12 protein-coding genes and 1 tRNA gene are annotated in these 16,221 nt (G+C 66.8%); 6 read left to right on the top strand and 7 right to left on the bottom strand.

The genetic code is table 11. From position 1 onward, the window contains the following. Nucleotides 1-119 precede the first annotated feature (119 nt). Entirely contained in the window at nucleotides 120-1,190 is a 1,071-nt protein-coding gene (locus BMZ02_RS00355; RefSeq protein WP_091638951.1) for an SMP-30/gluconolactonase/LRE family protein, read from the top strand. Between the two features lie 108 nt (nucleotides 1,191-1,298). After that, nucleotides 1,299-2,525 (top strand): ATP-grasp domain-containing protein, encoded by a 1,227-nt coding sequence (locus tag BMZ02_RS00350; RefSeq protein WP_091638949.1) that lies wholly within the window; start codon nucleotides 1,299-1,301, stop codon nucleotides 2,523-2,525. Between the two features lie 70 nt (nucleotides 2,526-2,595). On the opposite strand, the gene BMZ02_RS00345 is transcribed toward BMZ02_RS00350, so the two are convergent. The 3 genes from BMZ02_RS00345 to BMZ02_RS00335 all read right to left on the bottom strand — a co-directional run bounded on the left by BMZ02_RS00345 (nucleotide 2,596) and on the right by BMZ02_RS00335 (nucleotide 7,343). Next, on the bottom strand, nucleotides 2,596-4,581 hold the full coding sequence (locus BMZ02_RS00345; RefSeq protein ID WP_091638948.1) for a hypothetical protein: 1,986 nt from the start codon (nucleotides 4,579-4,581) through the stop codon (nucleotides 2,596-2,598). Nucleotides 4,582-4,676: 95 nt separating this feature from the next. Next, nucleotides 4,677-6,698: a CocE/NonD family hydrolase gene (locus tag BMZ02_RS00340; protein ID WP_425425059.1), complete on the bottom strand. Its 2,022-nt coding sequence runs from the start codon at nucleotides 6,696-6,698 to the stop codon at nucleotides 4,677-4,679. A gap of 75 nt (nucleotides 6,699-6,773) precedes the next feature. Continuing rightward, nucleotides 6,774-7,343: an outer membrane beta-barrel protein gene (locus BMZ02_RS00335; RefSeq protein ID WP_091638945.1), complete on the bottom strand. Its 570-nt coding sequence runs from the start codon at nucleotides 7,341-7,343 to the stop codon at nucleotides 6,774-6,776. A 168-nt stretch (nucleotides 7,344-7,511) separates the two neighbouring features. Here BMZ02_RS00335 and BMZ02_RS00330 point away from each other — a divergent pair, with 168 nt between their 5' ends. Continuing rightward, entirely contained in the window at nucleotides 7,512-8,399 is an 888-nt protein-coding gene (locus BMZ02_RS00330) for an AEC family transporter (RefSeq protein ID WP_091638943.1), read from the top strand. A 173-nt stretch (nucleotides 8,400-8,572) separates the two neighbouring features. Here the strand turns inward: BMZ02_RS00330 and BMZ02_RS00325 are convergent. Continuing rightward, nucleotides 8,573-8,660: transfer RNA gene (locus BMZ02_RS00325), tRNA-Ser, on the bottom strand. 69 nt (nucleotides 8,661-8,729) lie between these two features. Here BMZ02_RS00325 and mltF point away from each other — a divergent pair. Further along, nucleotides 8,730-10,208: a membrane-bound lytic murein transglycosylase MltF gene (gene mltF / locus BMZ02_RS00320; RefSeq protein ID WP_091638941.1), complete on the top strand. Its 1,479-nt coding sequence runs from the start codon at nucleotides 8,730-8,732 to the stop codon at nucleotides 10,206-10,208. Nucleotides 10,209-10,216: 8 nt separating this feature from the next. On the opposite strand, the gene tadA is transcribed toward mltF, so the two are convergent. The 3 genes from tadA to guaB form a co-directional block, all read right to left on the bottom strand. Then, entirely contained in the window at nucleotides 10,217-10,705 is a 489-nt protein-coding gene (gene tadA, locus BMZ02_RS00315; protein ID WP_091638939.1) for a tRNA adenosine(34) deaminase TadA, read from the bottom strand. Between the two features lie 25 nt (nucleotides 10,706-10,730). Beyond that, entirely contained in the window at nucleotides 10,731-12,308 is a 1,578-nt protein-coding gene (guaA, locus tag BMZ02_RS00310; protein ID WP_091638938.1) for a glutamine-hydrolyzing GMP synthase, read from the bottom strand. Between the two features lie 70 nt (nucleotides 12,309-12,378). Then, nucleotides 12,379-13,842 carry an IMP dehydrogenase gene (gene guaB / locus BMZ02_RS00305; RefSeq protein ID WP_091638936.1) on the bottom strand — a complete coding sequence of 488 codons (1,464 nt, stop codon included), beginning with the start codon at nucleotides 13,840-13,842 and terminating at the stop codon, nucleotides 12,379-12,381. Nucleotides 13,843-13,979: 137 nt separating this feature from the next. On the opposite strand from guaB, the gene xseA reads away from it, so the two are divergent. Then, nucleotides 13,980-15,359 carry an exodeoxyribonuclease VII large subunit gene (gene xseA / locus BMZ02_RS00300; protein ID WP_091638934.1) on the top strand — a complete coding sequence of 460 codons (1,380 nt, stop codon included), beginning with the start codon at nucleotides 13,980-13,982 and terminating at the stop codon, nucleotides 15,357-15,359. After that, nucleotides 15,356-16,198 carry a M23 family metallopeptidase gene (locus BMZ02_RS00295; RefSeq protein WP_216110629.1) on the top strand — a complete coding sequence of 281 codons (843 nt, stop codon included), beginning with the start codon at nucleotides 15,356-15,358 and terminating at the stop codon, nucleotides 16,196-16,198. The genes xseA and BMZ02_RS00295 overlap by 4 nt, the downstream gene beginning before the upstream one ends. The last annotated feature ends 23 nt before the right edge of the window (nucleotides 16,199-16,221 follow it).

Genomic DNA, 16,221 nt, shown 5'->3' with positions numbered 1-16,221 from the left:
GCCGGCACCCCGCCCTGCCCCCTCCGCGCCGGCAACGGCCGGTGACCAGCCGTGCCTCGCCCCACCGCCACGGCCTGCTAGACTCTCCGGCTGCTTACACACCAACAACCGGGGCCCTCATGAAACGGATTCTGCTCGCCACCACTGTCGCCGTGCTTGCCTACCTGCTGTTCTGGCCGGTTCCCATTGACCCGGTTGCCTGGGACGCCCCCGAGGCACCGGAGCTCGCCGGCCCGTACGCCACCAACGACCGGCTCGCCGACGTGGAGCGCGTTGGTGAAACGGTGGGCGTTGGCCCGGAGGAAGTCATTGCCGATGACGACGGATACCTCTACACCGGCTACGAGGACGGCCGTATCGTTCGCCTGGACGCCGACGGCGATAACCCGGAGGTCATCGCCGACACGGGCGGGCGGCCCTTCGGCATGGCGTTCGACGCGAACGACGACCTGATCGTTGCCGACGGCTACGAGGGGTTGCTCCGCGTCACCCTTGACGGCGATATCGAGGTGCTCACCACCGAGGCCGGCGGGGTCCCGTTCAGGTTCACCAATAACCTCGACATCGCATCCGACGGCACCATCTACTTCAGCGACGCGTCCAGCAAGTTCGGCCCCGCGATGAAAGCGCGGGACGACGTGTTCGAGCACGGGGGCCACGGGCGCCTGCTGGCCTTCGACCCGGACACCGGCGATACCACGGTGCTCCTGGACGGTCTCCAGTTCGCCAACGGTGTCGCGCTGGCACCGGACGAAGCCTCCGTGCTGGTGGCGGAAACGGGCCGCTACACCATCGTGCGCTACTGGCTCGAGGGCGAGCGTGCGGGCGAGGATGAGCTGTTCTACGAGAACCTGCCCGGCATTCCCGACAATCTCAGCAGCAACGGCGAGGACACCTACTGGCTGGCCCTGTTCGCCCCCCGCAACGCGGCACTGGACGCCATGTCCGAGTACCCCTTCCTGCGCCGGGTGGCCTTCCGGCTGCCCGAGGTCCTCCAGCCTCAGCCGGCGGCCCACGCGTTCGTGCTCGGCCTGTCTCTGGACGGTGAAGTCACGCACAACCTCCAGGACACCGGCGACGACAGCTTTCACCCGGTCACCGGCGCCGTGGAAGCCGACGGCAGACTCTATCTGGGCAGCCTCGAGGAAGGGGCGATCGGGGTCATCGACGTTCCCGAACCCACGGAATGAGCCCCGGCACCGAGGCGGAAACCGGTCTCTCGCGCCCTGCATGCTACGCTTACTAGTCCGGGGGCACGTTCCTGCCCACAACTCACCACCTTGCGAGAGCGACCGTTCATGACTGAAAAAGATCCCAACAAGGGCTACGTCGCCATCCTTGGATGGAGCATCAACTGCATCGACGCCCTTGAGCGCTTCGACCGCCGCTACGTCATTGTCGCCCCGGAATGGGCGGCCGATTACGCCAAGGAGCACAATATCCCGTTCATACCCTGGGATTTTGAACGGCTGAACGACCGATCCATGGAGATCGCGGAACGCCTGAAAGAGGAAGGCGTCGACGTCGCGATTCCCCTGTTCGAGGAGACGGTGGAATGGGCCGGCGCCGTCAATGCCGTGCTCATGGGCAATCCGCGCCTGCACGGCCAGGCCGTGCTGTTCCGCGACAAGGCCCTGATGAAGCGCCGCGCACAGCTTGGCGGCATCCGCGTCGGCATTTTCGAGGAGGCGCACGACAAGGAGGACGTGGTGCGGTTCCTGAAGCGGGTCAACCAGACCCTGTTGAAGCTCGACGGCGACCCGGATGACCCCATCCACCTGAAAGCCTTCGACAAGGCGGGCTGCCTGGGCCATCGGGTGATCCGGCACCCGGACGAGATCGACACCATCCCGGATGAAGAGTATCCGCTGCTCATGGAGAGCCACCTGGATGGCTGGGAGTTTGCGGTTGAGGCCTGGATCCACAACGGCAAGATCCGCTTTCTGAACATCTCCGAGTACGTCACGCTCGGGTATTCGGTGTTCGTGCCGGCCACACCGGAGCTGGAGAGCTGGCGTAACCTGATCACCAAGGAAATCGAGAAGCTGATCAAGACCTTCGATATCGAGTTCGGGTTCATTCACCCGGAGTACTTCGTCACCAGCGACGGCACCATGTACTTCGGGGAGGTGGCTTACCGGCCGCCGGGCTTCAAGGTGTTCGAGCTGCTGGAGCGCGCCTACGGCTTCAACGCCTACCAGGCCATGGTGCTGTGCTTCGACCCGAACACCACCGAGGACGAAATCGAGGCGTTCTTCCCGAAGGAAGTGGTGGACGCCAAGGGCCACGCCGGGTGCTTCGGCGTGTATCCGCGGCGGCGCGTGGTCTCCAAGCTGGAGATCCCGGAAGAGACGGAGAACCACGAGTACTTCGAGTACCACGAGCTCACCCCGCCCCTGGAGGAGACGGTGACCAAGCGCACGGCCTTCGGCACGCACTGGGGCCTGGTGTACTTCTTCGGGGACAACCCGCACAAGCTGCGGGACCTCCTCAGGCACCAGGAAGAGCTGGACTTCTACGTCTGACCTTCGGGCTGCATGGTCTCCCCCGCCGGGGGGAGACCTGCACACCTGTACAACAATCCCCTCCGGAGGATCAGCAGCGCCCCGCCGCCCAGCTGTTGCGGGCCATGGAGGCGATCCGCTCCAGGGCGCCGTCCGGCAGCTCGGCATCCGCCGCTTCGTCCCGCGGATCATAGTGGAAGATGTACAGCCGCGAGACGAACTGCTCGAACGGCAGTGATGATTCACCGTGGCGCTCGCCCGCACCCTCCGTGGAGACGGCAACGCCCTGCCCCCAATCCTGGGTGCTGTCGTTGTTGGGATTGAAGAAATACACCCGCATCTCGCCTTCCGGATCGAACCCCACACGCTCGATGGCAATCGCATGCCACCCCACGAACCGGCCCGTGGTGTCGGTCACTGCAACGCCGGCGGGCTGCGAATGGATCACCGGGTTATTGCCGTTGCACAGGGGGTGATAGCAGGCGTAGAAGCGGCGCACGAAGCCGTCGAAGTTCACCAGCATGCCCGTGGCCACATCCACCACGATGGCAAACCCCCGGCCGACCCACCAGCCGTGGAACTCCGGGTTCACCCACTTGTGGAAGTCCTCCCCGCGCGCGGCGCACAACCGCCCCATCTCGTTGTAGAGCGCGTCGAGGTGGGGGACGGTCACCGCGGAGACGGGATCCACGTCGAACAGCGGCACCAGGGGCTGTTCGGCGTTCAGGGCCGCCGACGACAGGGCCCTGCCCTCAAAGTGGGCGGTGACGTCGTTATCGCGCGCCGCCCACGCCACCACCTGCAGCAGGTAATCGGGATCATTGCTGGACCACATGGACAGCGCACGGGCCGACTGGCAGGTGGGATTGTTGCCCTGGCCGATCCCCCTGGGGCAGCCCAGGACGTTGATCACTCCCGCCAGCAGCCGCACCCGGGCCGTGGGATGCGACTCAACATCGAACACCCCCAGCAGCCGCCTGGCTTCCGGCGAGACCTCAAGATGGATCTGCCGCCACAATGCCGGCGGCACCGGACCACTGTAGAGCACGCCACGCTCCAGCAACCCCGACAGCCCGTAGACGACCTGCGCGGTCTCCGGCCAGACCGCCTCGCGAATCAACTCGTGGACCAGCTCGCTGTAACAGGTCAGCGCATCGATGCCGGTACTGCTCAGGCCCAGCGTCGAGGGCAGCAGATCGGGCGCCTGATCCAGTGCATAGCGCAGGAAAACCGGGTGGTAGGGTGACACGAGCCCGGTGTCATGCATGGCGCGGCCGAAGCCCAGCGCCTCGTTGCGCAACGCCTGCTCGTCCATGCCGGCCAGCCGCTCGCGATAGACATCGACCCCCGGATCCTCCTGGCACCCGCGGGTCGGGCCGTACAGAGCGCTGATCAGCCGCTCCGCACCGCGGGTGTTGGCCGCCGGCACCCCCGGCTCATCGCTGTGCAGATAGGCGGCCACGCTGTTGATCATCTGCTGGACCGGCCCGGTTTCGATGGGGCGCTGTGCGAGAATGCGCCAGATCTCGTTGATCAACTCCTCGATGATCTCACCGAAGCCGATATGCTCGGCAACGAACCGCTGATGCCACTGAACCAGGTCGGCACCGCGCCCCATGCGCACGCGCTCGGCCTCGTCGAGCTGACCGAAGACCAGCCGCAGATTCAGCGCCAGCACCCGCGCGAGGAACTGCCGCGCCTCCTCCGGGGACATGCCCGTGGCCGGAATCTCTTCCCGTGCGACGGCAACAAGACGCAGTTCACTGAGACACTCCAGCACCAGTGTGTGGTCCTGGCTGAGCTTGAGCGTATTGGCCGCCATGGCGGGCTGGAGGCTCTCGGGGAACTCCCAGTCACTGCCGGTGAATATGCCCGCCGATTCCAGGGCGGCGATGCGTTCGTAGACCACCTCCACCCCGCCGGGCGCGGCCAGCAGCTTGCGTGCGGCCTCCAGAACACTGGAGCTCTGGGTGAACTTGGCAAAGGTGTTCGCCTGCGCCAGCCGGGCGGCGGCATCATCCAGCCGTTGACCCAGTCGCTCCAGCTTGGCGGTGAGTTCGGCGGTTTCTTCAGTCATGGTCACTCCATCGCGGGCCCGGTCACGGCTCGGCGCGCCAACCTACCGTCATGGTGGTGTCTGGCCCCGCGGTTGTCTACGCGTTGCAGGGGCGGTTACAGAAGATTGCGGCGGATTGAGCGCACCACGTTATGGGAGTGCACACGCTGATCCCCCTCGTAGCCGTCCATCTCGGCACGCAGATGAAAGTAATCCCTATCCGAAGTCAGAACCGTGCGCGTTCGCACGGAAACGACCCAGTCTCCACGATGCATGCCACGCACGGATTCCGTTTCACCGCGCACGGAGTCGTAGTCATTCCCCGTATGGCTGTACCACTCCGTGGTGCGGATGTGCATCCCGAGCTGCAGCTGATCAAAAATGAACGCCCCCTCGTCCTTCTTCACTTCCAGGGTCGAACGGTTGGCGGCCAGGTCCCGGGTGACCGTCCAGCCGTAGTCCCTCGGCCGGATCAGCGTCGTCGGCGATGCGGGCGCACCACGTGGGGGGCCGGGGTCACGGATGGCGTCGTCACTCGCCCGCGCGGCGCGCACCGGAAGCTCCAGCGCGCTCTCGCCGGTGTCCACGGTAATACGGGGCGACTCCGGTGATGGCCACACCACGGGCCAGTAGGACGTGGACACGGACACCCGCAGGCGGTGGCCGGCGGGGAATCGCTCGGCCACGTCGTTGAGCTGCACCCGCACGGTGTAGAACGTGCCCGGTTCAAGCGGCTGCGGGTCGTCGTGACCGTCGCGATGGGTGAGGTTCAGCAGGCCGTAGGTCACGCGGGTGGCCTCGTCGTTCCGGGCCACGTCGGACAGCCGCACCGCCACCATGGCGACCGGGCGGTCCGCCGCGACGCGCAGGGTGACCACCGGAGCACCGAGAATCTCCAGCGGCTCCTCCAGCGGGTCGCTGTCGAAGACCATGGACCCGCCGTCCTCTTCACGCTGGTCGTGGGGCAGATCCGGCGTTGCGGTGAACGAACACCAGCGCCCGGCGAACAGCCCGACGGACAGGGGTGACTGCACGGACAACCGCCCGCTCTCCTCGGCGCTGCCGGGGCCGCCCACCTGACCTTTCTGCAGGGGGCGTGTCCGGGTGGAGACTCCCGGCGACGGCCACGACGGCTCCCCGACCCAGCGCCCCGGGCGTGTGTGCAGATTGGTGTCCGGGCGCACGCTCTCCTGCATCCAGGCACGCAGCATGGGCTCGGCCTCGACGCCGGTCTCGATGTCCTTCAACCAGCGATCCCACCAGCGCAGCGCCTCGGTGAGAAAGTCGATGGCCGGCCCCGGCTGCCCCTGGTGCGGATATTTGTGCCCCCAGGGGCCGATCAGCCCCATCCGCGGGCCACTGAGGTTCTCCAGCAGCCGGAACACGGCGTTGGAGTAGCCGTCCGCCCACCCGGACACGGCCATGACCGGGATCTGCACGCGGTCGTAGTGCTCGTTGATGGAGCCGTGGCGCCAGTAGTCGTCCCGGTGCTGATGACTGAGCCACTCCTCCAGCCAGTAGCCGCTGCCCTCCATGCGGGCATGCCACATCGCCCGCCACCGGTCTCCCACAATGGCCGGATCCGGCGGCAACGCGGTGTGGCTGTACATGGTGGAGGCCCAGGAGAGATTGTCCGCCAGCAGGCAGCCCCCCATGTAGTGGATGTCGTCGGTGTAGCGGTCGTCCGTGGAGCACACGGTGATCACCGCGCCCAGCTCGGGCGGACGGCGGGCCGCCAGCTGCAGCCCGTTGAAGCCGCCCCAGGAGATGCCGATCATGCCGATACGGCCGTTGCACCACGCCTGCTCGCCAATCCAGCGCAGCATGTGCTCGCCGTCTTCCAGCTCCCGGGGCAGGTACTCGTCCACCAGCAGCCCGTCGGACTCGCCACTGCCGCGCAGATCCACCCGCAGACACGCGTAGCCGTGGCCGGCAAACCAGGCGTGGGTCACGTCGTCCCGGAGGCGTGTGAACTCCCGTTTGCGGTAGGGGATGTACTCGACAATGGCAGGCACCGGATCGTTCTCCGCGCCCTCCGGAATCCAGGCCCGCGCCGCCAGGCGCGTGCCGTCCGGCATTGGAATCCAGAGATTCTCGATACTGCGAACCCGATAGGGAAACGTCGTGACTGTCTGCAACCCACCCCCTCCATGCCGACTGGCGCGCCAGGCACCATCATAGCGCAGGCGCGGGGCGGGAGCGCAGCCGGTGACTCAGAACAGCAGGTTGACGCCCACGTAGCCGGCCCCGAACTCCTGGCTCACGGTCCGGGTGCTGCCACCGTCCGGCCCCCGGAGCTGGGGCTCCATGGAGTAGACATCCACGCCGCCACGCAGGGCAAAGGTGGGTGTAACGTGCACCTTGGCGCCGACACCCGCCTGGCCGATGACCTTGCGGGTCGAATCCGAACGGCTGTCGTTCTCGCTAACGCGCCCGATGCCGCCGCCGAGACGGCCGTACAGATCGAAGGTATTGCTGACCGGCAGATACAGGACGCCGGAGAGCACCGTGGCGGAGTAGCTGACGCGATAGTCGTCCTGCCGGTACCGGCCCAGGTCGTGGAATCCGATCTCGACCCCGAACCAGTCGTTGGCGCGGTAGCCACCGAACAGGCGCACCCCCGCACTTTCGTCGTCGAACCCGCTGCCAAAGGCGCCACCGTCATCGAGGATGGAGGTGCCCGCCATGTCCACACCAATGTAACCGTAGGGCGGATACGCCAGAGCCACGCCCGGCACCAACGCCAGTGCAAGCCACAGACCCCGCAAGCCATTCCGTCGCATTCCGCTCTCTCCCGCACTGATTCGTGGACGACGCACTGGTTGAGACAACGGCCCCCGTGACCGGTTCCCGCAGGCACCGCACCCTGGCCGCCAGGAACAGGACAATACCCTCCGGCGGATGACTCTGGGTATAGTACGGCGTTTCGCACACGACTGGAGTGACTGGCCGTGATCGCTGACGTCCTGTCCACGGTCGTCGGCGTCATTCTGCCGGTATTTGCACTGGTCGCCGTGGGCTACGGCTACACGCGCCGCTACCGGCCGGATTTCGCCGAGACCAATCAGCTCAACATGACGGTGTTTCTGCCGGCGCTGATCCTCTACGCGATCCTGGACCGCGCCGCGGACTTCTCCGGCCAGCTGCCGCTGGCATTTGCCGGGGCACTCATCATCGCCGGCTCCGGACTGCTGGCGCTGCCGTTGTGCCGATTCCTTAAGGAGGACTGGCGCACGGTCCTGCCGCCCACCATGTTCAACAACGCAGGCAACCTGGCCATCCCGCTGATGGTGCTTACCTTTGGCGAGGAGGCCCTGCCGGCCGCGGTGGTGCTGTTCCTGGTGCAGACGGTGGGACAGTTCGTGGTCAGCCCCCTGCTGATCGGGGGCCGCCTCAGTGTGGTGGAACTACTGCGGATGCCGATGCTGCTGGCCGCCCTGCTCGGTGCGGTACTGGCAACCAGCGGCGTGACGCTGCCCGCCCCCGTGATGACCACACTGGAGATGGCCGCCGCCGTCGGGATCCCCCTGCTGCTGGTCTCCCTGGGCGCCCGCCTCGCAACCACGTCGTTGCGCCACTGGCGCCTGGGCGCGGCCGTCGGCCTGCTCTGCCCGGCCACCAGCGTGGTGGTCATGATTGCCGTGGCGCCCCTGTTCGCGCTCGACCCCTTGCAGCAAGGGGTGCTGTTCATCTTCGCGGCGCTGCCGCCCGCAGTGATGAGCTATGTGATCGCGGAGCAGTTCCGCCAGGAGCCGGAGAAAGTGGCGTCCATCGTCATTGTGGGAACCCTGATGAGCGCGCTGATACTGCCGCTGGCCGTGGCGTACGTGGTGATGTGACAGGGAGGGATGACTGCGGCGCTTCGCGCCTTGCCCTGCGGGGCGTTGCCGCTGCCCGGCAACGCACGGCGCCGATAGCGCCGTCGAACCGAATGGTCTTTCCGGGGGTTCGAATCCCCCGTGTCTGTCGGATTCTCTCCTGAGCAGTACCTGCGGCACTGCTCAGGAGAGAATGGCGGAGAGGGAGGGATTCGAACCCCCGGATCCCGTAGGATCAACGCATTTCGAGTGCGCCCCGTTCGGCCGCTCCGGCACCTCTCCGAATCATCGCTCGTGGGCGATGAGGCGCGTAGTCTACAATAGAGCCCCCAACGACTCCAACGGTTGTCTATGGCCCATCATGTGCTCCGCGTCCTCATTGTCGGCATGGCGCTCCTCCTCGGCGGACTGGCCATCACCGGCCAGCTGCAGAAGCAGTCGCTCCTGGAGCAGGTGCAGGACGCCGGTGAGCTGGTGGTGGTCACGCGGCTGGGGCCGTCGACGCTCTACAAGACCGACGACGGGTTCGCGGGCATGGATTACCACCTGGCCCGGGCGTTTGCAGACCACCTGGGCGTGGAGCTGCGACTGATCATCGCCAAGAACAAGACCCAGATGTATCAGGCCCTGGCTTCCCGCTCGGCTCACGTGGCCGCGGGCGGCCTCAGTGTCTCCGATGGCGGCCAGGAGCGTTTCCGCTTCAGCACCTCCTACGCCGAGGTGGATCAGCACCTCATTTACCGCAACGGTGAGCCACACCCGGAATCCCCGGACGAGCTGGCCGACTTCCGCGATGCGTCATTCCAGGTACTGGCCCACAGCCAGTCGGCCGAACGGCTCCGGGCGCTCGGCAGCAACGGGCTGGACGTCAACTGGTCCGCAACCCAGGACCTCGGCGTGCAGGATCTGCTCTACGGCGTGTGGCGGCGGGACATCGACTTCACCATCGTCGACTCCAACGAACTCGCCCTCAACCAGAGCTACTACCCCGAGCTGCGGGTCGCATTCACCTTCGACGATCCGCAAAACCTGGCGTGGGCCTTTCTGCGCTCCGACGACCGCAGCCTCTACGACGCCGGCCAGGCCTTCTTCGCCGAGGCCGAGGAAACCGGACAGCTTGCCTTCGTCCGCGAGCGCTATCACGGCTATCTGACCGGTTTCGACTACGTGGGTGCCCGGGTCTTTCTGCGCGAGGTCACGGAGCGCCTGCCCGAGTACCGGGCCACGTTCGAGGAGGCGGCGGAGCAATACGACCTGGACTGGCGCATGCTCGCCGCCATCAGTTACCAGGAGTCCCACTGGCGGCCCGAGGCCGTCTCCGCCACCGGCGTCCGCGGCATGATGATGCTCACCCAGCCCACCGCCCGGCAGATGGGTGTGGACAATCGCCTGGACCCCACGGAGAGCATCATGGGCGGCGCGCAGTATTTCCGCTCGCTACTGGACCGCCTGCCGGATGACATCGAGGACCCCACCCGCACGTGGATGGCACTGGCCGCCTACAACGTCGGCATGGGCCACCTGCGCGATGCACGCAGTATCACCGAATCCCAGGGCGGCGACCCGAACAGCTGGCCGGACGTTCGTGACCATCTGCCGCTTCTGGCCGATCCGGAGTGGTACCAGCACACGCGATTCGGCTACGCCCGGGGCTGGGAGCCGGTTCACTACGTGCGCGGCGTCCGGGGCTACTACGCCATGCTTACCCGCATCACCAATCCGGCACTGTTCCGCCTGAGCGACGATGCCGACCCCCGGGAGCTGCGCGCCTTCCGGGGCAGCGACGCCGGCAGACTCGAGCTGCCGGGCATGGCTGAAATGCTGTACTGAGTGACCCGTCACCCCCGCCGGGAACGGAAGAAATCCCGCAGCAGGGTCGCGCTCTCCTCCGCCAGCACACCGCCGAGGCAGGCGACATTGTGGTTGTGCAGTCCGGGCTGCAGCAGTTCGAAGCAGCTCTCCACCGCACCGGTACGGGGCTCCGTCGCACCGTAGACCAATCGCCCCACGCGGGCGTGCACCATGGCCCCGACACACATCACGCACGGTTCCAGGGTCACGTAGAGGGTGGTCCCCGAAAGCCGGTAGTTCTGCTCCGCCTCCGCGGCGGCGCGCAGGGCATGGATCTCGGCATGCACGGTCGGGTCCGACGCGGCGATGGGGTGATTCCAGCCTCGGGCCAGGCACTCGCCATCGCGAACCAGCACCGCGCCCACGGGCACCTCCCCCGCGGCTGCGGCCTGATGCGCCAGCGCCAGCGCCTCGCGCATCCAGTGAATGTCTTCAGGGGCATGCGCCCCGCAGGCCTCATCGGGCACCGTGGTCATGTCCAGCCCCGTACCGGCTCCCCGGTCATTCCCACTCGATAGTCGCCGGCGGCTTGCCGGAGATGTCGTAGACGACCCGGGAAATGCCCTCGATCTCGTTGATGATGCGTCGGCTCACGTGATCCAGGAAGTCATACGGCAGGCGTGCCCAGCGGGCGGTCATGAAGTCGATGGTCTCGACGGCGCGCAGGGCGATCACGTGCTCGTAGCGGCGGCCGTCGCCAGTCACACCCACCGATTTCACGGGCATGTACACGGCGAAGGCCTGACTGGTCTGGCTATAGAGTTCGTTCTTCCAGAGTTCCTCGATGAAGATGGCGTCGGCCTTGCGGAGCTTGTCCGCGTATTCCTTGCGCACCTCGCCGAGAATACGCACACCCAGCCCCGGCCCCGGGAACGGGTGGCGGTGGACCATGTTGGACGGTAGTCCCAGCTCGATGCCGATGCGGCGCACCTCGTCCTTGAACAGTTCACGCAGGGGCTCGATGAGCTTGAGGTTCATGCGGTCCGGCAGACCGCCCACGTTGTGGTGGGACTTGATCACGTGGGCCTTGCCGGTCGCTGCCCCCGCGGACTCGATCACATCCGGGTAGATGGTGCCCTGGGCCAGCCAGTCCACGTTCTGCAGCCGCTCCGCTTCGTCGTCGAAGACGTCGATGAACATGTTGCCAATGATCTTGCGCTTCTGCTCCGGATCCGTGACCCCGGCAAGCGCCTTGAGGAACCGGTTCTCCGCATCCACGCGGATGACGTTGACACCCATGTGCCGTGCAAAGGTGGCCATGACCTGGTCGGCCTCGCCGAGGCGCAGCAGCCCGTTATCCACGAACACGCAGGTGAGCTGATCGCCGATGGCGCGATGGAGCAGCGCCGCCACCACGGAGGAGTCCACGCCGCCGGAGAGCGCCAGCAGTACCTTGCCGTCACCCACCTGTTCGCGGACGCGGGCGATGTGGTCATTGATAATGTTGCCGGGCGTCCAGCTGCCGCTGCAGCCACACAGCTCGCGCACGAACCGCGTGAGAATGCGCTGGCCCTGCAGCGTGTGGGTGACCTCCGGGTGGAACTGCACGCCGTACCAGCAACGTTCGTCGTCGCCGATGCCGGCCACCGGCGCGCTGTCGTTGCTGGCGATGCGCTTGAACCCGGGGGGCGGTTCCGTGACGCGGTCACCGTGGCTCATCCACACGTCCAGCATGCCGTAACCTTCCGGCGTGGTGTGATCCTCGATGTCGCGCAGCAGCCGGGAGTGGCCCCGCGCGCGCACCCGGGCATAGCCGAACTCCTTGTGCGACGACGGCTCCACCGTGCCACCCAGCTGCGCGGCCATGGCCTGCATGCCGTAGCAGATGCCCAGCAGCGGCACGTCGAGGGCAAACACCGCATCGGGGATGCGCGGCGTCTCGCCGAAGGTCACCGATTCCGGGCCACCGGAGAGAATCACGCCGTTGGGAGCAAAGGCGGTGATGGCCGCCGGATCACAGTCACAGGCATAGATCTCGCAGTAGACGCCGGCCTCGCGCACGCGACGGGCGATGAGCTGGGTGTACTGGGATCCGAAGTCGAGGATCAGAATGCGTTCGGCGTGAATATCCTGGGGCATGTCGGGTTCCAACGGCAGTGTTGCAAACAAAAGCGCCGCCCTCGGGCGGCGGCGCGCGGGTGTTGTGTGTTCAGTCCGTCCGGTAGTTCGGCGCTTCCTTGGTGATCGTCACGTCGTGGACGTGGGACTCGCGCACCCCGGCATTGGTAATGCGCACGAACTGGGGTTTGGTACGCATCTCGTGAATGTCGTGGCAGCCGGTGTAACCCATGCTCGCGCGCAGCCCCCCCAGGAGCTGGTGGACGATGGCAACCAGGGAGCCCTTGTAGGGAACGCGCCCTTCAATACCCTCGGGGACAAGCTTCTCCACCTCTTCGGACGGATCCTGGAAGTAGCGGTCGCTGGACCCCTGCGCCATGGCCCCCAGCGAGCCCATGCCCCGGTAGGACTTGTAGGACCGCCCCTGGAACAGCTCGACCTCGCCCGGCGCTTCCTCGGTGCCGGCAAACAGCCCCCCGACCATCACGGCGTGCGCACCGGCAACGATGGCCTTGGAGAGATCGCCGGAGAAGCGCACCCCGCCGTCGGCGATCAGCGGGACGCCGGAGCCTTCCAGTGCCTCGGCCACGTTGGCCACGGCGGAGATCTGCGGCACCCCCACACCGGCAACGACCCGCGTGGTGCAGATGGATCCCGGGCCGATGCCGACTTTGACAGCATCGACACCGGCGTCCACCAGTGCCCGGGCGGCAGCGCCGGTGGCGATATTGCCACCGATCACCTGGACCTCCGGGTAGTGCTGCTTGACCCAGCTCACACGCTGCAGCACGCCCTGGGAGTGCCCGTGCGCGGTATCCACCACGACCACGTCCGCCCCGGCCCGGCACAGCGCGTCGACGCGCTCCTCCGTATCACCGCCGGTACCCACGGCAGCCCCGACACGCAGGCGCCCGTGTTCGTCCTTGCACGCGTTGGGGTAATCCTTGGCCTTCTGGATGTCCTTGACAGTGATCAGGCCCCGCAGCCGGAAGTTGTCGTCCACCACCAGCACCTTCTCGATGCGGTGGCGATGCATGCGGTCGAGGACCTCCTCCCGGGACGCACCCTCACGCACGGTGACCAGGCGTTCACGGCCCGTCATGATCTCGCTGACGGGGGCATCCGTGCGTGTCTCGAACCGCAGGTCACGGCTGGTCACGATGCCACTGAGGCGGTCGTTGCTGTCGACCACCGGCACCCCGGAGATGGTGTGCTGGCGGGTCAGCGCGAGCACGTCGGCGATCGAGGTGTCCGGCGTCACGCTGATGGGTTCCTTGATCACCCCGCTTTCGAACTTCTTCACGCGACGGACATGATCCGCCTGCTGTTCCACGGACATGTTCTTGTGGACGATGCCAAGCCCGCCCTGTTCCGCAAGCGTAATGGCCAGCCCCGCCTCGGTGACGGTATCCATGGCCGCGGAGACGATGGGGATGTTGACCCGGATACTCCGGGTCAATTGCGACGATAGATCCGCATCCCGGGGCATGACGTCCGAGTACGCCGGGAGAAGAAGGACATCGTCAAAAGTCAGGGCTTCCTGGGCGATTCGCATGGGCGGATACCTTGTCGCGGAGGTGGAGCTTGCGCGGAATAGCCGAGTATTATAGGAAGCGCTGCGGTGCACCGTAAAGCGGCATATCCGCATGCCGCACCATGACCCGATGCCGTGCGCCGGTTAGACTGTGCGGCATGAATGCGTCCACCTCCACGACCAGCACCGCCGACCGCCCTGTCATTACCGTCTCGCGTCTCAATCGCGAGGTGCGGGAACTGCTGGAGCAGGGGCTGCCGCCCGTCTGGGTCGAGGGCGAGCTCTCCAACCTCGCCCGTCCCGCCTCGGGTCACCTCTACTTCAGCCTCAAGGATGACCGGGCGCAGATCCGCTGCGCCATGTTCCGGTCCCGCAACCAGCTGGTGCGCTTCCGCCCCGAGAACGGCCAGCAGGTCGTCGTGCGCGGCCGCATCGGCCTCTACGAGCCGCGCGGGGACTACCAGCTCATCGTGGAGAGCATGGAAGAAGCGGGCGATGGTGCACTGCGCCGGCAATTCGAAGCCCTGCGGCAGAAGCTCGAAGCCGAGGGCCTGTTCGCGGCGGACCGCAAGCGTGCGCTCCCCACCCTGCCCCGGCGGATCGGCGTGATCACCTCGCCCAGCGGCGCCGCCGTCCGTGACGTGCTCCAGGTGCTGCAGCGCCGTTTCCCTGCCATTCCGGTGCTGATCTACCCGGTGCCCGTGCAGGGGAAAGAAGCCGCCCAGGCGATCCGCGCCATGCTCGCCCACGCCGTGGAGCGCGCCGAGGTGGATGTGCTGCTGCTCACCCGTGGTGGCGGATCGCTGGAGGATCTGTGGTCATTCAACGATGAAGCGCTTGCCCGTGCGATTGCCGATTGCCCCCTTCCGGTGGTCAGTGCCGTGGGCCACGAGGTCGACGTGACCATTGCCGACCTGGTTGCGGACCGGCGGGCACCGACGCCCTCGGCCGCCGCGGAACTGCTGAGCCCTGACAGCGCAGCCTGGATGCGCCAGTTCGAAACCGCGGCCGAGCGGCTGCAGTTCGTGCAGGAGCGACGTCAGCAGCAGGAGGCGCAGCGTCTGGACCACCTGCTCAAGCGCTTGCAGCAACAGCACCCGGGCAGGCGGCTGCGCGAGCACGGGCAGCGGCTGAAGGAGCTCGGAGTACGCCTGGACCAGGCCTGGCGCACCGGCCAACGCCTGCGTTTCACGGCTCTGGAGCAGGCCCGCAGCCGGCTCGGCTCGGCCAGTCCGGGCCGGGACATCATCCGGGGACGGGAGCGGACCGATGACCTGAAGCGGCGCCTCAACGCCGCGCAGCACCATCTGCTGGAGCGCTCCCGCGAGCGTCTGGGCGCGGTGACGCGAACCCTGGAGACGGTCAGCCCGTTGGCGACGGTCAGCCGCGGATACGCCATCGTGCAACGGCCTGACGATGGCGCTGTCATACGCAACGCAAAGGATCTGAACCCTGGCGACCCGTTCACCGCCCGCCTGGCCCAGGGCCGAATTCACGGCCGCGTGGAGCGCGTGCACGACGAGGAGAACTGGACATGATGCGCGCAGCAACGACCCTGGCGCTGATGCTTGCCTGCAGCGTGGCACTGGCGGACCTGCCGGATCACCGGCCGGTCCCCGGCGGAGTGGCCGTCGTGGACCTGGGCCCGGCAGGAAGCAATCGGCCGGACGCGACGTTTCAGGACCGCCCCGTGGCGGTCAGGGAACATGACGGACGCTGGAAGGCGGTGGTCGGGATCGGCCTGGATGCGACCCCGGGCGAAGCCAGCGTGCGCTCCGGCGGCGACGCGTTCGCGTTCGAGATCACTGATCGTGACTACGCCGAGCAGCGCATCACCCTGGATGACGATGAGCAGGTCTCCCCCGGTGAAGAGACCCTGAAGCGAATCCGCCGGGAGCAGGAGGAAATCCACGCTGCGCGGGATACCTTCAGCGACGGCACCCCCGAGACCATGGCGCTCACACTGCCCGCCGAAGGCCGCTTCTCCAGCCCCTTCGGACTGCGCCGTTACTTCAATGACCAGCCCCGCAACCCGCACAGCGGCCTGGATATCGCCAACGAGACGGGCACGCCCATCGCCGCGCCACTCGGGGGCGAGGTGGTTGAAACGGGGGACTACTTCTTCAACGGCAAGACCGTTTTCGTGGATCATGGCAACGGCTTCGTCACCATGTACTGCCACCTGGACGAAATCCAGGTGAGCACGGGGGATCGCGTCGCCAGGGGCGACACCCTCGGGACCATCGGCGCCACGGGGCGTGTCACCGGCCCCCACCTGCACTGGACCGTCTACCTGAACGGCCAAGCGGTGGATCCCCTCCTGTTCGTGGAGGGGGAAGACGAATCCTACAACGAGGCAAACGGGCAGGACGGCTGACCCCGCCCGTCTGCCTGCACGAC

It is taken from the genome of Aquisalimonas asiatica, from assembly GCF_900110585.1.
GTDB lineage: Bacteria > Pseudomonadota > Gammaproteobacteria > Nitrococcales > Aquisalimonadaceae > Aquisalimonas > Aquisalimonas asiatica.
The sequence above is the reverse complement of the archived record's forward strand: the minus strand, read 5'-3'. Positions and strand labels throughout refer to the sequence as shown.

Coding starts and splice junctions, on each gene's coding strand:
- BMZ02_RS00355 (WP_091638951.1), top strand. CDS start 120: ATGAAACGGATTCTGCTCGCCACCACTGTCGCCGTGCTTGCCTACCTG.
- BMZ02_RS00350 (WP_091638949.1), top strand. CDS start 1,299: ATGACTGAAAAAGATCCCAACAAGGGCTACGTCGCCATCCTTGGATGG.
- BMZ02_RS00345 (WP_091638948.1), bottom strand. CDS start 4,581: ATGACTGAAGAAACCGCCGAACTCACCGCCAAGCTGGAGCGACTGGGT.
- BMZ02_RS00335 (WP_091638945.1), bottom strand. CDS start 7,343: ATGCGACGGAATGGCTTGCGGGGTCTGTGGCTTGCACTGGCGTTGGTG.
- mltF (WP_091638941.1), top strand. CDS start 8,730: ATGGCCCATCATGTGCTCCGCGTCCTCATTGTCGGCATGGCGCTCCTC.
- tadA (WP_091638939.1), bottom strand. CDS start 10,705: ATGACCACGGTGCCCGATGAGGCCTGCGGGGCGCATGCCCCTGAAGAC.
- guaA (WP_091638938.1), bottom strand. CDS start 12,308: ATGCCCCAGGATATTCACGCCGAACGCATTCTGATCCTCGACTTCGGA.
- guaB (WP_091638936.1), bottom strand. CDS start 13,842: ATGCGAATCGCCCAGGAAGCCCTGACTTTTGACGATGTCCTTCTTCTC.
- xseA (WP_091638934.1), top strand. CDS start 13,980: ATGAATGCGTCCACCTCCACGACCAGCACCGCCGACCGCCCTGTCATT.
- BMZ02_RS00295 (WP_216110629.1), top strand. CDS start 15,356: ATGATGCGCGCAGCAACGACCCTGGCGCTGATGCTTGCCTGCAGCGTG.